Here is a 17,603-nt window from a genome sequence, read left to right as displayed (position 1 = left end):
TATCAAAGTTTTGGGCTTTTATTCTGTTGGCCAGTGAGAAGGAATAAGCTTTTCAGAACTTTTTTTAGGCCATCTATATTTGGTGGAATCTGTGTATTTTTTACTATTACTTAAGTAAGCATGTTCCAAAATAATGACCTGCAAGTCCTTTTGTTTTTTTACTTGATCAAATATAAAATCAAAATGTTTTACAAGCGCCTTCTTGTCATCATTTTCATTATCAATCTCAAGCTCATCTGAATCATTGTCATTTGAGTAATATGGCCTACTAACTTGATCTAAGATCAAAACTCCTGGGACGGGGCTACTGTTACTTTTAAAAAATTCTTGCATTGCAAATGCAAAAGATAGGTGTATGCTTAAATAATTTTCATCCGAGCCAATATTTGCAAATTGATAATCAATATTAGAATTATTGTCAGACAATATGATCTTTGGTTCTTTAGAGAAAAAATTGATAGTACTATTTATGCAGGGTACCCCCTTGGGTAAATCTATTAAATTTTTTGTTGCGATTGTGGAAATAACTCGCTCTGCAATTTGTACTTTTTCTTTTCTTTGGCTATTTCCATATCTTTCGTTAATTTCTTCGATTTCATTTAGGTATTGAAGTTTTTTCTCTGGATTAAAACTCTTGGAATCATTTTGATTTTCCAGGAAATATGATATTCGCCCTATTATACGATCTCCATTATTGTTTTTATCTTTTTGCTTTTCTGCTTCTTTTGATTTCTGGATTAAATTAGAAATATTGTTATTGATTATTGCGAGTTCATTTTTGGCTCTGTTGGTATTGTCTTCAATTTCAAGAATAAATTTATCCAACCTAGGGCGGTGATTCTTTAGTGCTAAGCTTTCTTTTTTTAATTTATCGAAAGATAGTTTTATTTGGGTTGCAATATGGGAAGAAGATGCTAGTTTTGAAGAGCAGACTGGGCACCGATGTTCGTCATCACCAAAATATTTGCCAATATTTAATTTTGAAGTTTGACTTGACAATATGTTGTGGAATTCTTTCTTGTTATTTTCGTCAAATTTTGCAGCTTTAAGTTTTCTTTTTAATTTATTTACTTCGATTAAAAGGATTTCTTTTCTCTGCTCCAAGTCATCTAAAACGTCTTGATTTTCTATCAAGATGTTTACAGGTTTCCAATGGAGTATATTGTTCAATTCCTCAAGTAATTTGTTTTTGTTGTTCGGGAAACTATGGTTTTCAATTATGCCACCCTGTACAGCTTCCAATAATAGAGATTTTGCACTCTCAATGAAGTCTTGCTGGAGGGAATCATGTTTTTTCTCATTTTTATCCTCATTTTCAACGCCCTTTTCTAATCCTTTTAGTTTTCTTATGGCATCTAGCTCTTCTTTATCAAGTGCGCCTAAAAAATATGGCAATGAATCTATAATATATTTTGCCTTTCGGGTGTCATCCAGCCCATGGAAAATAATTTTATCACTATCTATAACACTTTTGTCCAGAAATAAAAAAGGAACTATTTGTCTAAGAGTAATTCTGTTTTTATTGATTTTCAATATTGAATCATTTACTCCTGAAATTCCAAATAAAGATTCAATAATTAGCCTAACTTCATCCTTTGTTCCTTTCCCTGCAAAATTTAATGGTGTTTCTGGGATATTTACAGATGATCCATATTCAATATACATTTTATTCGAAACACTACCTTCTTTTCCTATTTCTCTTGCTACAAAAAAGTCAAGCGAACCATTAGTCCATTTCGTTGCAATATGGGTTGTGCGCTCCAAAATAAAAGAAGCAACATTGCATTTTGATGAACCCAAGCAATAATCAATTGAGTTTATTATTGCTGACTTGCCTGTGTTTGATGCTCCAGTTATAATGGTTACATTATTTGGCTTGAATTCTAGTATTCTTTTTGAGTTGTGTTTGCTATAATAGATAACATTACTGATATTCCATCGACTCATAATTTTATTCCTAATGATTGTAAATTGTCCTTTCGGATTTGATTGCGCCAAGCCATCCTCCCAGTCGTTCGGCATTTTTAAAGTAAATAGCAATGCCGTTTTCTTTAGAGTAATTACCGATGTTTTCTAGATTTGGTAAGATGTTGCCAGTATCGGATAAAATAAAGATACCTTTAAAAAAGCCATATTCTATAGCAGGTGTAATGAATTCTAGCGACCCTTCAATTCGTTTAGTAAGGTTAAACTTTACAGTTGGATTATTTGATAACCATCTGTAAAATCCTGTTCTCTTGCTAGTGTTGTTAAAAGTGTGATTTAAATCACCAGAAAGAATTATTGGAAGTGGTAATAATAAAATTGGATATGGCGCTGATTCATCAGCTTCTTCGCAATATCCTTTGATGAAGCTTAATATCACCAATGAGCTAAAAGCGGGATTGGTTTCAGCTAATATATCAATGTTTATAGTCATATTTATTTTTTTGGTGATTTGATTAGAAAATTATAGTCACAGTGCCATCCAACTTTCTTGGTGGTAGACAACATTTGATAACTGCCACGAACTAAATCTGGATTCGAATAATTTTTTGAGATTGGCTTTACTTGAACATGTGCTACTTGGTGAGACCAATCTAATAGTTTTCTTCCTTTTTCTTCCTTTTCTTTTTCGTCGTAGTTTGTAGCATTGTCATTCATTTCTTCAAATTGATAAGACCATTCTTTTGTTAGCAAATTGTCGTAATTAGTTAGTTTTGAAGATGCCGGTAAATTGTCATCCATCCACTTCTTTCTTTGAATTCTAGCTTTGATTTCTGTGTCGTAGGATCTTCTTTTCTGAGTTTTAGTGGCTTTTATAATTTCTAGTTGTTGTGATTGTATTTTATTTGGGTTTTTCACTTCAGGTATATCCATTTCATCTAGATCATCCGTAAAACCATCATGGTATAATTCAGAGTTTTTTCTTGCTATAAATTCTTGCAATTCACTAAAGTGGATGCATTCATCCCTTTCCCGAGTTAAAGATCTTACTGCTTCTCTGTCCCACCAAGCTATTATACTTTCAATAAGAGATTCATGGTTGTTGGGCTGGGTGTTGAAACGAATATATTCAATAACTTTTTCTTTTGCATTGTCTATTGTAAAAGAATCTACAACTAAATTGATATTTGTTATTAGGTCATTTCTTTTCTTTGGGGCTAATTTAATAAAAGCCTCACATCCTTTATAGCGGTTTTCGTGAGGCAGTGTTTTTTCTTTTTGTTTTTGGGATAACCTTATTTTATTTTCTTCTTCTATTTCATCTCTTTCTTTTTTGACTCTGCTGGCTTCTGATAACAAATCATTTTCAAGTTGAAGTCGAGATGAATTGGCGGTGGTTAAAGAATTTAAAGAACTCTCTGGATCCAATGAAGCCACTGTTGCTAGGGTGAAAGTCCCATCTTTTGGGTCATTTGTTAGAAGGAAATCACACCAAACTTTTATCGTTTTCCATAGTTCCTTGCTTTTAATGCTAATTTTTGTATTTTTAGTTATAGAATGTTTTAATTGTATTAATTCTTTTTTGCCGCCATCATCATGATACACATCATCAAATGTTTCAATGCTTACAAATGCATTGTCATTTTTTGAAGAAAACAATTTAATTAAGGCATAAATTGCTTGGTAATAATATCCCAACGCAGGGCCTCTAGCACCGTGATTCGTATCTGTCATAATTTATATGCCTTCTTTTTTTCAAAATTTTAAACATGCAAGATGTGGTGCCAGATATGTGCAACTATTCTCTCAAAAAATAAGATGATTGAGAATCAAGATGTCGGAGTTGTATTTTGAATTTAATAAAGACAGTTAATTAGACTGTCGCAGTCAAATGTTAAAAGCTCAATAATTATTTTTTGACCTATCTTAAGGGTGGAAATTCGTTGCTATAAATTATTGCCTAACGGCATTAATAGAAAAAGGTCATATGGCCCTAACTCCGTAAAAATAATATAACTATTTGAAACATTTAGATAATACTACCATGGATGCTCCATGGCAAGGAGTGAATTGCGACTGTCTTAATGTGCTAGATTAATGCGGCAGAACGCCTCTCCCCCTTGGCGAGGGGGAGAGTGCAATTGGTTAGTGAGGGTGCAATCGGTTAGCGGGGTGTTTGGTGACAAGCAGGGTGAGTGGGGTGTCTGTTTAAGGTGATTTTCCCATCTAATTTCCTCTTTTACAGTCTTGATAGTATAGTATGTGGAAAAAACTAACCCGTCTGGCCATCTCACGGCTTTTTCTCGCATCTAGCATCCGCCATTCCGCTCGCCACTCGTTCGCCGCTACGCTGCTGACGCCACTCGTTGTCACTCACTGCTACTCGCTGCTGCTCCACTGCTGGCATCTCGCCCTTTGTTCTTTACCAAAAAAACTCCGTGTCCTCGGTGGCAGTGGTTGATTTTTGACCTGATAATGAGCCTGTAAGCCCTTATCTGTCAGAAGGGGCAAATGTGAGGGGAGGGGCAGTGGTGGCCCATTTTGGTAACCGGCGGCGACGCAAGCCTGCGTGACCCACCACAATTTGTTTTTGTTTTTTAATTTAGGGCAAAATCATTTCCCATTCGGATGACCATGTTGGGTAGAGCTTTACCATTAATCAGTGTTTTGCAAACAGTTCTGTAAATACTTGTTCCATTTTGCTTTCTGTACTGGCCCATTTATTTAAGGCTAATCCACCGCCTCCTTTTAAATGGTATTGACCGTAACCAACGCGTTTTCCGGAGCGATCTTTCACCCAAATTTCTGCATCGGTCATATATGGTGAAACATCCCAATTGCGTGTAGCTGTATACGTGACAAGGAGATCGCAACTATTATTGGGAGTGTTTTGGTATACCCGGGTTGTGAAGTCGTGTTCTTCGAAACCATTAACAACAATATCAAGGAAACGAGGCACTTTGACTTTTGGGTTTTCTTTTATACAGGCGATATTGTCATTTGCATTAATGGCAAGCGGTTTGACATTTATTGCCGTACAGCTACAGACGGGTAGTAATACAAATAACATGAGCATTCTTTTCATATGATCCTCTCTGCTTTTTTTGAACATGGTTGACGTAGTCGCCACTGAACCCACGTGGCGCCGAGTTCAAGCAATAAGTGTAACATTCCCATCGGCGAAGACTTGCAACGGAGTTCGGTTGGTATTGTTGAGAAAAATACAAGTCATCAGTGTAGCGTTGTCTTTGGAAAAAGTTCCTGAAATCCAATCACAGGTAGAGAATTAGTAATACATTGATTCTGCACAAAAAAAAATTGCGGCTACGTAATTAGCGGGAAGAGCGGACTGTGTTTGTGCTGCTATTTTTCGATTCTGCCGAAGGCGGCAATTACTCTGAGCATGTCCAAGGTGATTTTTCCGCGCCACTCCCTTTCGGCTATCAGCCAATCCTCTGGGTAGGCCCCGGCCCAATTCCAGAATGGTTTCCATGAGCCGTCTTTCTCCTGATGTTGGATCTCATAGTCCAGGTTCCTGTCGATGGCTTCAGCAATGAGGTGGTGGTAGGGTGAATGTGGTGATGTTATTGTCCAGATCGGTTTTAGACAGTAATCTTCCCACTTGGTGCTGTCTGTTTCAACGGAAGCGGGGATCATCTGCATGATTTTCTGGTTTAGGCGGGCGGAGGAGTCCGTTGGCAGATTGTCGCACTGGGAAAGAGAGATATAGCAGAGGAGTGAATCACCGGGAATTTTGTCCTCTTCACCTTCCATATGCTCAAGGACACGGGCAAGTAGCTCAGTGCGAAATTTTTCCGGGGTCAACTGCCGATAATGAAAGAGATATCCGCAGATCCTTGCCCTTGGGTTTGTGAGGAAGTTTCCAAAGGTCTTCTCAAGTCCGGTTCTGTTCCACCAAGGGGCGTGGGGGCTTGACTCGGCAGTTTGGGGGATGATTCTCCAGACATGCCTCTCCTCGTCGTAGGTGTTCATCAGGAATGAGATTGCCCCTTTAAGCATTGGTTCATCACAGCCGATATTCAGGTCAGCAAGGATTTCCAAAGCAACAGAGGTGCAGAGTACAGAGCTTTCGGCTGATCTCAGATCCGGTTCCAGTCCATTGCCAAAACCACCGTCCGGGTTCTGGAATTTGACCAGCTCCTGCAGAACTCGATCCCTGGCTCCACCGGCAAAGAGGTGCTCGCAAATCGCCCTCTCCAAAGGGCGCCCTTCTCTGTTGATAAACGTAATTGCTCTTTTACGGGCCTCTGCTGATAGTTTCATTGTCCTGTTTCTCTCTTAACACTGTTAATAGGTGGGTGATTTCTTCAATTCATTGAAACAGTTAGAGGCTATCACTATTCCCACGTCAAAACAAGATCAGCGTTTTGACTGTAGCAATGTGCTAGATTAATGCGGCAGAACGCCTCTCCACCTTGGTGAGGGGGTGGAGGCAGGGGTGTGTGTCGGTTGGTGAGGAGGTGGCGTGGGTGTGCATATTGATGCTGAAGCAGGGGCAGGGACGTGTTAAAATAGGGCAGGGCAACAGATGTGAAGTGAACCTGTTCTAGATGATTTCCCCATCTAATTTCCTCTTTTGCAGTCTTGATAGTGTAGTATGTGGAAAAAACTAACCCGTCTGGCCATCTCACGGCTTTTTCTCGCATCTAGCATCTAACATCTCGCATCCGCCATTCCGCTTCGCTTCACTGCTAGTATCTTATTTTTGTTCTAAACCGCCGGATGCAACTTAACCCAAGTGACCAACAGAACAGCGGCAAAGATGATCCAAATAGCCGTGGAGAGAAGCAGGTTGGTAACCAAATTAAATCTGATGCTGAAGTAGTAGACGGCAAAGAGATAGGCGGCATAGGGCATTATCGAGTAGAGACCAAAGAGGGCCGTTGTTCTCAGTTCCATGGGGCTGCGTTCGGAGCCGACAATATAGTGGGCAATAAGGGCGAAGGTGGGAAAGAGGGGGACGAGGCCGGCGATAAAAAAGCTCTTTGATCTGGAGAGCAGGGCGATCGTTAAAACGGCAAATGCACCAATGGAGCATTTAAAAAACAGGGACAACATATCTTCTCACCTAAAGAAAAATCTTTAATCCTCTCGGATCTTTTTAGCTAACTAGGCGATAATAGCACCGGCCCTGCCCCATGGCAAGGGCTAATGGCGGAGCAGCAGGAGAGTAATTTCTGTCCTCTGGAGCAGGGCAAATTTATTGAGGGGCTTTGAAAATTAACCACTGCTTGCAGGACACAGAGGGGAGAATATTTAAACCGCTCAACGTTGCTGAGCAACTCATTTTATTTCATACAAAAACTCTGTGCTCTCGGTAGCAGTGGTTAACGCTTTTTCTCGCATCTAGCATCTAGTCTTTTGCACTTTGCTCTTTACCAAAAAAATCTCTGTGTCCTCTGTGGTCTCTGTGGTTAACGTTTTTTTCGTATCTTACTTTTCCTCCCACAGGACCCTCTCCACATGCACAGCTCTTTTGATCTGTTTCTCCTCAAGCATGATCTCCTCGGTCTGTTGCCAGGCCTTACGGTTTATCTGTCCCATCTCTTCAAGGTTCTTAGGGACGACCAAAAGTCTGGTTGCCTGAAGTTGACGCCTGCGGATCTCCCTACTGTTGTCCCTGTCTCTGAGGGCAATGGCCTCAAGGACCTTCACCTCATTTTCCGGGTTCATGGCCGCTTTCCAGCCCTTGAGCAGGGCCCGGCGAAATTTCCTTACGGTTTCTGGATGTTCTTTGACCATTTTTTCCGAGGTGACCACCGAGTTGGCCACAAAGTTGACCCCGAAGTCTGCCGGGTTGAAGAAGAGTACCTTCTCCCCCTCTTTTCCCAGCTTCTCCTTAAGGATAACGCCCTGGGAGTTGCGGTATACGGGCCAGAGATCGACCTTGCCGGTGAGAAATGGGGTGAAGTCAAAACGGGCCCCGGTGATTTTCACCTGGCTGATGCCGGCCCGGGCCAGGAGGGTCTTCATGATCGTCTCGTCATTACCACCATAGGTGTAGCCAATGCTCCGTCCCTTCAGATCTGTGGCCTTCTCTATCGGTGCCTGCTCGACCCGGTAGATCCACTGCATGGGGTTTATCTGAAATATCTGGGCAAGGACCACCACCTTGGCTCCCTTTTCCAGAGCCCTGATAACCTGATCGGCTGAGGCCACCCCAAAATCTGCCTGTCCCAGTTCTAACTCCTTGATGGCGTTTTTCTCTGGACTTCCCTCCTTGACCTTGACCTTTAGTCCCTCCTTGGCAAAATATCCCCCGCTCTCTGCGTAGATATCGCCGGCAACACTTGAGTTAAAGAGCCATTTGAGTCGGTAGTGCAGGGTCTCCTCCTGGGCGCAGGCGCTGCTGGTGGAGAAGGTGAGGAGGCAGCAACCGAGGATGAGGGCGAATATTGTTTTCATGCAGATTCCTTTAAGGTTGAGGGTATGCTACTCAGACTTAGTCTCCCGCTATTCCCCAGTGTATCTTGGCTTTTTCACTGCAAGATTCCAAAAAGCCCTGGTAGACGGATATGACGATGCCGATCATAAAGAGGGCAATAAGTATCTTGGCCAGATCGCTCTGGTAGAGGGCTATACGGATTGAATAGCCAATGCCGGCATTGGCGGCAATAAATTCGGCCACAATGGCCCCTGCCATGGCCAGGGTGGCACTGCCGGAAATGACGGTGGTCAGTTTATTCAGGTTTTCAAAGGCCCGGATCTTTACCTCAAGTTGCCAGCGCATTCTGCCGGTGACCCGGTAGAAGTGTTCGATATCCTTAATTGGGGTGGACATTATGCCCAGGACGGAGAGGAGGAGGGGGAAGTAGCAGATCATGGAGGCGATAAGAAGTCGGGGGATAAAGCCGTCGCCCAGAAGGATAAAGATGATCGGGGCCAGAGCGACAATGGGATATGCCTGGATATTGTAGGCAGCCATCTTGATAAAAGAACCCATCCAGGAAGATCTTCTGCCGGCAATGCCGACGCTAAAGGCCAGAGCGATGGAGATTATCTGCCCGAGCACGGCTATGCCCAGGGTATTGAGTACATCGAGGAAATAGGGGCCTGCGTTAGTCTGGGCGGTCTCCAGGATAAGTGGAATGTTGGGGATGACGTAGTTGGAGAGCTGCAGGCTATGCTTGATGAGCAGCAGGGTGCTTACCCCGGTGAGGTAGACGATAAGAAACTGATATATTCTTCGAAAAAGCATCTTATTCTCCGAGATATAGTTCTGAAATACTTAGAAGGAGTTCATTACTTCTAGCATTGTAACATCTCGTTTTCTTTTGTCTACTTCTCTATTCAGCTGGCAGTTCTGGCCTTCGATTACCCGGTAATGTTTTTTTTCATTGTTGGCCCCAAAGACCATGATTTCATCGCAGAAAGAGGAGACCTCCATCAGGTTATGAGATATATAGAGAAACATCTTTTCAGGAAAAATTTCCTTGATATGGACGATGATTGTTTGGCGCAGTTTTTCGTCAACGTTGGCCAGGCTCTCATCGAGGATAAGAAGGTCGAAATCCTGGAGAAGGTAGCGGATGAGGTTGACCCTGTTCTGTTGGCCCATGGAGAGTTTGTTGAAGCGTGACCCCAGGAAGGGGCCTGATTTCAAAAATGTCGATGAGATTCTCTTTGAGGGCGTGCTTAGCGGGAGCAACGATCTTTTCCAGATGCTTGCCAGTGCTTTCCCAACCGGGGAGGCGTTCGAGGTTGTATGAGTAGAGAATCTTTTCGATGCCATCAAGTACGATGCTGCCCTGATAGTCTTCTTGGGTGGGACTGTTGGCCCTGGCAATCAGCTTGGCAAAGGAGCTCTTGCCCACCCCCGATGGGCCGAAGACGGAGTGGAAGCCGGGCCGGGAAAAGGCGCAGCTCATCTTTTCCAGGATGGTAATATCCGTACCCGGATAAGAAAAATAGAGGTTATGACATTCAAGACGCATACTGATCCCGTTCCCAATGTTGTGCGGCAGTCTCCTGCCACACAGGTGTAGAGGTGGCTCTGTCTACTCTCCAGCTTGCTGGCGACGAATCTCCGCCAACATCTCACGACCGCCGTTTTCGAGAATATACTCGCCCAGATTATTGCCCAGTGTTTCGGCTTCACTGCGATTGGCCCTGACCTCTTTTACCAGAATTCTGGTGCCGTCAAGGCTTGAGAGTCCTGCTCGCATAACCAGTTCTTCTCCCTCCAGGCAGGCGAGACCGAAGGCGGGAATGCTGCAACCGCCCTCAAGCTTTTTCAGGTAGGCTCGCTCGGCCAGGAGGCAGCTCTCGCTGTCCGCATCGTTAAGGGCCGTGCGAATTGCCTCTCGTCTTGCCGGGTCGAGGTTGGTGGCGGCCTCTATGGCAATGCAGCCCTGACCCACAGGCGGGGTAAAACGGGCGGTGTCAAATTCCATAACGATCATATCGTCATTTTCCATTCGCTTGACCCCGGCATAGGCCAGCATCAGGGCGTCGCAGTCACCATTTCTCATCTTTTCGATGCGGGTCTGCAGGTTACCCCTCATTTCAACTGCCTGTACATGGGGGTAGTACTGCTTGAGCATGGCCCGCCGCCGGACAGAGGAGGTGCCGATCCGGATCTTTTTTGTCGGGTCGGCCAGATCGATCTCTTTGTCGTCGCTGACCAACACGTCGTTGACCTTTTCTCGTTGGCTGAAGGCGATGAGCTCAAAATCCTCGGGGAGTTGAGACTGCATATCCTTGGCGGAGTGGACGGCAATATCGGTGATCCCTGTTGCCAACTGTACCTCCAGCTCTTCAGTGAAGACGCCCTTGGAGCCGATCTTGACAATGGATCTGTCGAGGATCTTGTCCCCCTTAGTCTCCATGCTGTTGATTCTGGTCTCCATGCCGGCCGCTTCGAGCTGTCCGGCGATGGTGTTGGTCTGCCACATGGCAAGTTTGGATTTCCGGCTACCTATGTTGATTATATTTTTCATTTTATTGATATGGTCTTCTGTTTATATATTTTTTGGCAACTTCACGGTAAAGCAGCTTCCCCTGTGCAGTTCGCTCTGCACCTCTATCTGGCCGCCGTGGGCCTCTGTTACCGCCTTAACGTAGTTGAGTCCCAGCCCCAGCCCTTTTTCGGTTCGGCTTCGGTCGCCTCGGTAGAGGCGCTCCCAAATGCGGTCTCTCTCTGTCTGGGAGATGCCCATGCCGTTATCCCGGAAGGAGATGAAGGCGTAATCCTCATCCTGCCAGAGCTCGATGTTGACCTGCCCTCCGACTTTACCGTACTTGAGGGCATTATCAAGCAGATTTGCCCATACCTGGCGTATGCGTATGGGGTCAACCTCGGCGTAGACCATTTTGTTTAGACTCTGCCGCACCTCTATCTGTTTTTCTTCCGCACTGTAGGCGTAGAGGTCTATGGCCTCAAGCAATCCCTGTTCCAGGTCGGTTTTACATGGTTCAAGGCGCATGGTACCAGATTCTGCCTCGGCCACGCTCATCATGATACGTAATATAGCAGATATTTGCTCAGATTCCTCAAGGCAATTTGCCAGGGCATCCTGAAGACGGGGTAGGTCATTGCCTCCCTGCAGGCCATATTCAGCCGTTGAGCGCAGGCGGGCAATGGGGGTGCGTAGGTCGTGGGCAACATTGTCCAGCGAGCCCTGCAATTCTGACATAAGCCTGCTGTTATGCTCCACAAGTTGGTTGATTTTGCGGTGCAGTTGGTTCATCGCTTCGCTGTGCCCTCTTTCCGGCAGGGGGCTGAAACCCTTTGCCCTGTTTCCGGTGCCAATTTTTTTGCAGGTGTTGAGGATGGCCGCCTGGCTGCTGCGCTGAACAATATATCCGCAGAGGAGGCAGAGGAAGGTATAGAGGCTGAGGCCGGTCAGGGCATTTTGGCGCAGCCCTTGGTAGAGTGGATAGTTGCTCGATATCATTCCGGCTTGCAGGGAGAGCTCTCCGTCAATTTCCCGGGTCATGGTGTTGAGGGCCACCTCTCCTTTTTTGCTGGCGATTATTCTCCATATGCTATTTTCCCGGTGGTGGATATTGCTCAGGTCGCTGAGGGGGAAGGGAAGATGCTTTTCGTGGGCAATAAGGAGCTGTTTTTTGCCGTGGATGATGCGGATAAAGGCCAGTGGTCCCAGTCGTTCCAGGTTGGGGATAAGTATTTGCAAAGGTTTTGTTCGGAGCCGGTCTATTGCCGTCTCCTCTATATAGTTTTGCAGGAGGTGGTTGAGTCTCTGTCTGTCGTCCTGGCGTAGACGGGAGTCTGTGTTAGTCAGGTTAATGGCTACGAAGAGCACTCCGCAGAGAAGAGGCAGAAGGGTTGCCCATGGGCTGCGGCGGAGTTCTCTAGTGGCTGCGAAGAACATAGCCCACACCCCGGATAGTTTGAATCAGCTGTTGGCCAAACCCCTTGTCTATCTTGGCCCGCAGTCGACAGACAAGTACGTCCACTACGTTGGTCTGGGGGTCGAAGTTGTAGCCGTAGACCTTTTCCAGGATGGATGTTTTGGAGAGGGCGGTGCCTGCGTTCTCTGCCATATAGAGAAGGAGGGCATACTCCTTGGCGGGGAGCTCTATCTGGCCGCCATCGCGGCATACTTGCTGGCGGAGAAGGTCCATCTCCAGTGGTCCTATGGATAGTCTTGTCTGAGGAGAGTGTTTTTGGTCCCGGCGGATCAGGGCCTGCACCCGGACAAGAAGTTCGCCAAAGGAGAAGGGCTTGATCATATAGTCATCGCCTCCCCTCTGTAGCCCCTGGATTCTATCGTCAACGGACTGTTTGGCGCTGAGGATCAGTACTGGGGTCTCCTTGCCGGCTGCCCTCATCTCTTCAATAATGCTCAGTCCATCCCGTTCCGGGAGCATGATGTCTATAATTGCGGCAGAGTAGGCACCCTTGAGGGCGTGGCTTAGTCCCTCTCTGCCATTATGGCAGGAGTCAACGGCAAAGCCTGCCTCTTCTAAACCCTTTTGGATAAGGTCTGCGATGGTTAGGTCATCTTCAATAAGGAGTAGTTTCATTCTTTATCTCTCGAGCACTATAGCAGAGCAGTTTCTTCCCGTTGTGCCATCTCCTGTGCGGCAGGCACGTCGATATGAAAAGTAGTTATCATGGCAAGAGGTACATATTTCCGCAAGGCTAATATTTTTTCTCTGCAGGCCCGCATCGGTAAGTTGTTTCTCTGAGATTTTCCAGAGATTAAAATGGGACTCCTGGGCCATGAACTCCTGGAATTCGGTAGGAAACTCGTCTCTGTAGTTGCTGAATTCAGCACAGCATGGTCCCAGGGAGGGACTGATAAATGCCTGGATGTCTCTGCTTGCAGAGTGGAAGGTCTTTGTCATCTCCTCTATTGTTTTGCCGATTAAGTTGCTGACATTGCCACGCCAGCCAACGTGGACTGCGGCAATAACAGCCTGCTCCGGATCAAAGAGGAGTATGGCCTGGCAGTCAGCCTGCTGAATCATCAGGGCAACTCCTGTCTGATTGGTGATAAGGCTGTCGTAGCCTTCAACCTCCAGGCTCGTTTTGATAGGCTTAGTTAGGCTGTAAATCTTTTCTCCGTGTACCTGCCCGGCCGAGAGGAGGCAGTGGGCCTCCAGGCTTTCCTGTATCCTTTCCCGGTTCCATTCTACGTTGAAGGGGGCGTCGCCCACCTTAAGGCTGACGTTGCCGTAACGGTATGGACCGCTACTTATGCCGCCGGAGGCATCAAAGGATGCCCACTGGCAGCTTGCCCTGTGGCTTGCGAAGCCACCTAGGAATGTTGCGATAGGTGATATATTGGCCATGGTATTTCCTTGTCTGAGGCTTGTCTGTTGGTCGAGGGTGAGAGTTCTGTTTTTGCTCATTTTAAGCATAGTATATTTATGCTGAGATGCCGATGGAGATTTTTTCTTCTTATTCACAATAATGCAAAAAAAACTTATGTCCTATGTGGCTTCATTTGTTTGGAAAAAAAGGTGGTGGTATTGACCTAAGTCTCCTTCTTGCATTATTTTTGTGCGGATATGCTTTTTTTGTGATATATTTTTGTTCTGAGAATAATTGTTAGGTAAGGGCCTGTCTGCTTTTTTTTGATTCAGTATTGCATTGTTTTACCTACCCGTTTTTGCGACTAATAGTCATTGGTATGTTAGAAACGATGCAGGAAAGCATTAATGACTGGGCTCTTTGGTTATTTTTGCAAGGGGTATTATTGTTAACTGCTCGGACTTGCTTTGTTATCTCAAACTGGCACGATTTGTGTATGTGTTTAGGTAAGTCGTACATTTGTTCAGTAGTAGCAGAGAAGGACTCTATCTTTCAGACGAAAAAGGAATGAAAATGATTCAAGAGTTGTCTGGTTTTACAAGCAGTGACCTTCGCCATAATAGTCAGGCGCCGAGTCGATACAGTCCCAGGTGGGATTTATATCGCTATCGGCAAAGCTGGCGAAAAGATCTTTCACTCTGCTGTCTGCTAATCATCTGTGCTTCTCGCTCTTTGCTTTTCGTCCGTACCATTTTTTGCGTTGCTTCTGGACCGTCTTCGATATTTACCCTACACATTTTTCCTTTTCTAATTTTTTTCCTACGCCCTGGTTCATCTGATTTTTTTGATCCGGTTGTAGGCTGTATAAACTGAGAGGGGCTTTTTTTTTAGCTGCTGAGTGCGTCATTGCTTTAGCAGAAAAGTTTTTAATTTAGAGGGAGAGTTTTATGCTGAGTAAAAAAAGTTTAGTTCTTTGTATGTGCGCGCTTTTTGCCTTGACAGCCCCCGCCATGGCGGCTCCAAGCAAGATTCTTCGCGTTGGTATGGGCGATCCTATTGATTCTGAAATGGGAGCTATTGCCAAGCGTTTCAAAACGATAGTTGAGCAGCGTACAGATGGAGACATAGAAGTACAGATCTTCCCATCCGGTCAGTTGGGTGGTGAAACAGAGATGATCCAGAATGTACGTTCAGGTAGTCTCGATGTTGCTGTTGTTGGTATTGCTAACACCGTACCCTTTGTTAAGAAGCTTGGTATATTGACCCTCCCATACCTCTTCGAAAACATTTATGAGGTTGTGCGCGGAACCACCGGCGAAGGGTTTGAGATTCTCAACAAATATGCAATGGAAGAGGGTGGTTTTCAAGTACTTGGTTACACCTATACTGATTATCGCTGGTTGTCCAACGACATTCGTCCAATCAAAAACATCAATGACGTAAAGGGTCTCAAATTCCGCGTACCTCAAAGTGCGGTATTGCTTGAAACCTATAAGTCATGGGGTGCAAATCCAGTACCTATCTCATGGCCTGAGACCTTTACCGCCCTTCAGCAGGGTGTTGTAGATGGTCAGTGTTATGGTTATATCACCTTCCAGGCTTTCAAGTTTAATGAAGTTCAGAAGTATATAACTGAAGTACATTACACCTATCAGCTTCAACCAATGATCGTAAGTATGCGTGTAATGAAGGGCCTCACTCCAGAGCAAAGAGATATCGTGACCAAGGCTGGTAAAGATGCTCAAGAGTTCTGTTTGGCCTTCCAACTCACCGAGTCTACCCGGGTTAAGAAAGAGTTGATTGCCAGTGGTACTCAGATTGATACCCTTGAGGATGAGGCAGTTTGGAAGAAGCTTGCACAGGAACATGTATGGCCTAAGATGCTGGAATTCGTTGGCGGTAAAGATCGTGTTGACGCGTATTTGGAAGCTATTGGCAAGAAGTAGGTCTTTGTCCTTAAACGGTGCCGGTCCCTCTGTGGACCGGCATTGTTGTTTATAGGAGGTTCTCGTATGTTGAAAAAAGTTGTTCTTGCCATTCTAGATGGGGTTGAGTCATACATGTGCCAGATTTTACTGGCATTTTTTGTTTTGGTCCTCTTCCTCCAGATCATTATGCGCGAGATTGGTATTCCCCTTTCTTGGAGTGAAGAGGTATCTCGTTACTCCTTTGTTTGGTTTGTATTTTTTGGAGCCTCTTACGCGGCGCGACTTGGCGCCCATAACCGTGTGACCCTGCAGTTTAATCTCTTTCCCAAGTGGGTTTCTACTGTCTGCTTTCTTTTGAGCGATGCCGTTTGGCTTTGGTTCAATGCTGTTTTGATCTATAAGGGATGTCAAGAGATTCAATTTTTGAGAGAATTTCCATATGCAACCCCCGCCCTTGATTGGCAACTCTGGGTAGTTTATTTAGTTTTTCCTTTAAGCTTTGGTTTGATGAGTATACGTATCATTCAGGTAGACTACATCAAATTTGTCCTGGGTAAAGAGATCATGGATCCGGACAAGGCAGCAGTAGAGGAAAGCAAAAAAACCTTCGCCCATGATGATGATTCTGCCTCTGACGAGAAAGAAAAATCGCCATCGGCGTCAGCTTAAAAGGGGGAATGAGTATGTCTGTAACAGCTGTTTTATTTTGCTCTTTTGCGGGATTACTGCTTTTGGGAGCACCCATTACCGTGGCGCTTGGCGTTTCTGCCATGGTGTCATTTATGGTCGTGGGGCAGGATCTTGGAACCCTCATTCAAATTGCCTTTACCTCGGTAAACTCCTTTCCTATTATGGCTCTGCCCGCCTTTGTTTTGGCCGGGGCCTTGATGGATAAGGCTGGTGTTTCCAAGAGACTTGTCACCGTGGCTGAAAAGATGGTAGGTCCCATTCCCGGTGGTCTTGCTGTTTCTACTGCCCTCGCCTGTGTCTTCTTTGGCGCAATTTCAGGTTCCGGCCCTGCGACAACTGCAGCGGTTGGCATGTTGATGATTCCTGCCATGGTCAATAAGGGTTATGATAAGGGATATGCTGCGGCAGCTACTGCTACAGCGGGTGGTGTAGGTATTATTATTCCTCCAAGTATTCCAATGGTTATCTATGGTGTAGCCTCTCAGGAATCTATCACCAGAATGTTTCTTGGTGGTGTTGTTCCCGGTTTGATCATCAGTCTTGGCCTCTGTGCAATGCATCTCTGGATGTGTCGTAAGATGAAGCCTGCTGAAGGGGATGAGGCGTGGTCAGCTCAAGAGCTGATTAAATCTGTTAAGGATGGCTTTTGGGCTATCATGGCCCCGGTTGTTATCCTCGGTGGTATCTATACTGGTATCTTTACCCCTACAGAGGCTGCTATCGTAGCAATCTTCTATGTGCTCTTTGTCGGTATCTTTATTTATCGTGAACTTACCTTCAAGTCTGTGCAGAAATGTCTCGAGACCACCTCTTGGATTACCGGTCGTGTTCTTGTTATCATGTTTACCGCCTATGCCTTTGGTCGTTTGCTCATTCAGTACCGTATTCCCAATCAGATCGTAGAGTGGCTTTTGACCATGACAACCAATGTAAATCTGGTTTGGATATTTGTTCTTATCCTTCTCCTTTTCTTTGGTATGTTCATGGAGACCCTGGCCATCATCCTCTTGGTAACTCCTGTACTGCTTCCTGTAATGACAGCATTTGGGGTTGACCCAATTCACTTTGGTGTTGTTCTGGTTTGTTGTTGTGGTGTTGGTTTCTCTACACCGCCTCTGGGGGAAAATATATTTATTGCCTCGGGTATTGCCGATGTCTCAATTGAGAAAATTTCCGTGAAGGCCCTGCCCTTCTGTGCGGTTACCATCGGTGTGATTCTGTTGATCACCTTCTGCCCGCAAATCGTACTGTGGTTGCCTAATTTGTTGATGTAGGTTCCACGAACTCTGCTCGGAATAGATATCCCCCTCATGTCG

At 45.1% G+C, this 17,603-nt stretch carries 17 protein-coding genes; 3 read left to right on the top strand and 14 right to left on the bottom strand.

Translation table 11 applies throughout. From position 1 onward, the window contains the following. Window positions 1-18: 18 nt before the first annotated feature. The 14 genes from DP_RS03045 to pgeF all read right to left on the bottom strand — a co-directional run bounded on the left by DP_RS03045 (window position 19) and on the right by pgeF (window position 13,707). Window positions 19-1,947 (bottom strand): DUF3732 domain-containing protein, encoded by a 1,929-nt coding sequence (locus tag DP_RS03045; RefSeq protein ID WP_162096623.1) that lies wholly within the window; start codon window positions 1,945-1,947, stop codon window positions 19-21. Window positions 1,948-1,957: 10 nt separating this feature from the next. Beyond that, a complete protein-coding gene (locus DP_RS17840; RefSeq protein ID WP_011187857.1) occupies window positions 1,958-2,419 on the bottom strand; it encodes a three component ABC system middle component in 462 nt (153 codons plus the stop codon). Window positions 2,420-2,421: 2 nt separating this feature from the next. Further along, window positions 2,422-3,660: an ABC-three component system protein gene (locus DP_RS03035; RefSeq protein ID WP_011187856.1), complete on the bottom strand. Its 1,239-nt coding sequence runs from the start codon at window positions 3,658-3,660 to the stop codon at window positions 2,422-2,424. 925 nt (window positions 3,661-4,585) lie between these two features. Continuing rightward, window positions 4,586-5,011 (bottom strand): Sbal_3080 family lipoprotein, encoded by a 426-nt coding sequence (locus DP_RS03030; RefSeq protein ID WP_049784993.1) that lies wholly within the window; start codon window positions 5,009-5,011, stop codon window positions 4,586-4,588. A gap of 278 nt (window positions 5,012-5,289) precedes the next feature. Then, the gene (locus DP_RS03025; RefSeq protein WP_011187853.1) at window positions 5,290-6,210 is read right to left on the bottom strand and encodes a prenyltransferase/squalene oxidase repeat-containing protein; all 921 of its coding nucleotides are present in this window, start codon (window positions 6,208-6,210) and stop codon (window positions 5,290-5,292) included. A gap of 447 nt (window positions 6,211-6,657) precedes the next feature. Next, window positions 6,658-7,005, bottom strand: a complete 348-nt coding sequence (locus tag DP_RS03020; protein WP_011187851.1) for a GlpM family protein — start codon at window positions 7,003-7,005, stop codon at window positions 6,658-6,660. A 375-nt stretch (window positions 7,006-7,380) separates the two neighbouring features. Beyond that, the gene (locus tag DP_RS03015) at window positions 7,381-8,352 is read right to left on the bottom strand and encodes an ABC transporter substrate-binding protein (protein ID WP_011187850.1); all 972 of its coding nucleotides are present in this window, start codon (window positions 8,350-8,352) and stop codon (window positions 7,381-7,383) included. Between the two features lie 37 nt (window positions 8,353-8,389). Then, complete coding sequence (locus DP_RS03010; RefSeq protein ID WP_011187849.1) at window positions 8,390-9,145, bottom strand: ABC transporter permease; 756 nt, start codon at window positions 9,143-9,145, stop codon at window positions 8,390-8,392. Window positions 9,146-9,175: 30 nt separating this feature from the next. Continuing rightward, complete coding sequence (locus DP_RS18455; protein WP_265588587.1) at window positions 9,176-9,505, bottom strand: P-loop NTPase family protein; 330 nt, start codon at window positions 9,503-9,505, stop codon at window positions 9,176-9,178. After that, window positions 9,435-9,881, bottom strand: a complete 447-nt coding sequence (locus DP_RS18450; protein WP_228130210.1) for a P-loop NTPase family protein — start codon at window positions 9,879-9,881, stop codon at window positions 9,435-9,437. The genes DP_RS18455 and DP_RS18450 overlap by 71 nt, the downstream gene beginning before the upstream one ends. 63 nt (window positions 9,882-9,944) lie before the next feature. After that, complete coding sequence (gene hemC / locus DP_RS03000; RefSeq protein WP_011187847.1) at window positions 9,945-10,886, bottom strand: hydroxymethylbilane synthase; 942 nt, start codon at window positions 10,884-10,886, stop codon at window positions 9,945-9,947. Window positions 10,887-10,907: 21 nt separating this feature from the next. Beyond that, window positions 10,908-12,281: a sensor histidine kinase gene (locus DP_RS17290; protein WP_083818925.1), complete on the bottom strand. Its 1,374-nt coding sequence runs from the start codon at window positions 12,279-12,281 to the stop codon at window positions 10,908-10,910. Further along, entirely contained in the window at window positions 12,262-12,936 is a 675-nt protein-coding gene (locus tag DP_RS02990; protein WP_011187845.1) for a response regulator, read from the bottom strand. The genes DP_RS17290 and DP_RS02990 overlap by 20 nt, the downstream gene beginning before the upstream one ends. A gap of 3 nt (window positions 12,937-12,939) precedes the next feature. Beyond that, complete coding sequence (gene pgeF / locus DP_RS02985) at window positions 12,940-13,707, bottom strand: peptidoglycan editing factor PgeF (protein WP_011187844.1); 768 nt, start codon at window positions 13,705-13,707, stop codon at window positions 12,940-12,942. 909 nt (window positions 13,708-14,616) lie between these two features. On the opposite strand from pgeF, the gene DP_RS02980 reads away from it, so the two are divergent. From DP_RS02980 to DP_RS02970, 3 genes are all read left to right on the top strand, one after another. Continuing rightward, on the top strand, window positions 14,617-15,615 hold the full coding sequence (locus DP_RS02980) for a TRAP transporter substrate-binding protein (RefSeq protein ID WP_011187842.1): 999 nt from the start codon (window positions 14,617-14,619) through the stop codon (window positions 15,613-15,615). A gap of 66 nt (window positions 15,616-15,681) precedes the next feature. Then, a complete protein-coding gene (locus DP_RS02975) occupies window positions 15,682-16,266 on the top strand; it encodes a TRAP transporter small permease (RefSeq protein ID WP_041277568.1) in 585 nt (194 codons plus the stop codon). A 14-nt stretch (window positions 16,267-16,280) separates the two neighbouring features. Further along, a complete protein-coding gene (locus tag DP_RS02970) occupies window positions 16,281-17,561 on the top strand; it encodes a TRAP transporter large permease (RefSeq protein WP_041277567.1) in 1,281 nt (426 codons plus the stop codon). Window positions 17,562-17,603 lie beyond the last annotated feature (42 nt).

Origin of the sequence: Desulfotalea psychrophila LSv54 (assembly GCF_000025945.1) — a bacterium.
In the GTDB taxonomy this organism is placed as follows: Bacteria; Desulfobacterota; Desulfobulbia; order Desulfobulbales; family Desulfocapsaceae; genus Desulfotalea; species Desulfotalea psychrophila.
Note: the sequence above shows the minus strand (reverse complement) of the source record. Positions and strands in the feature narration are given on the sequence as shown.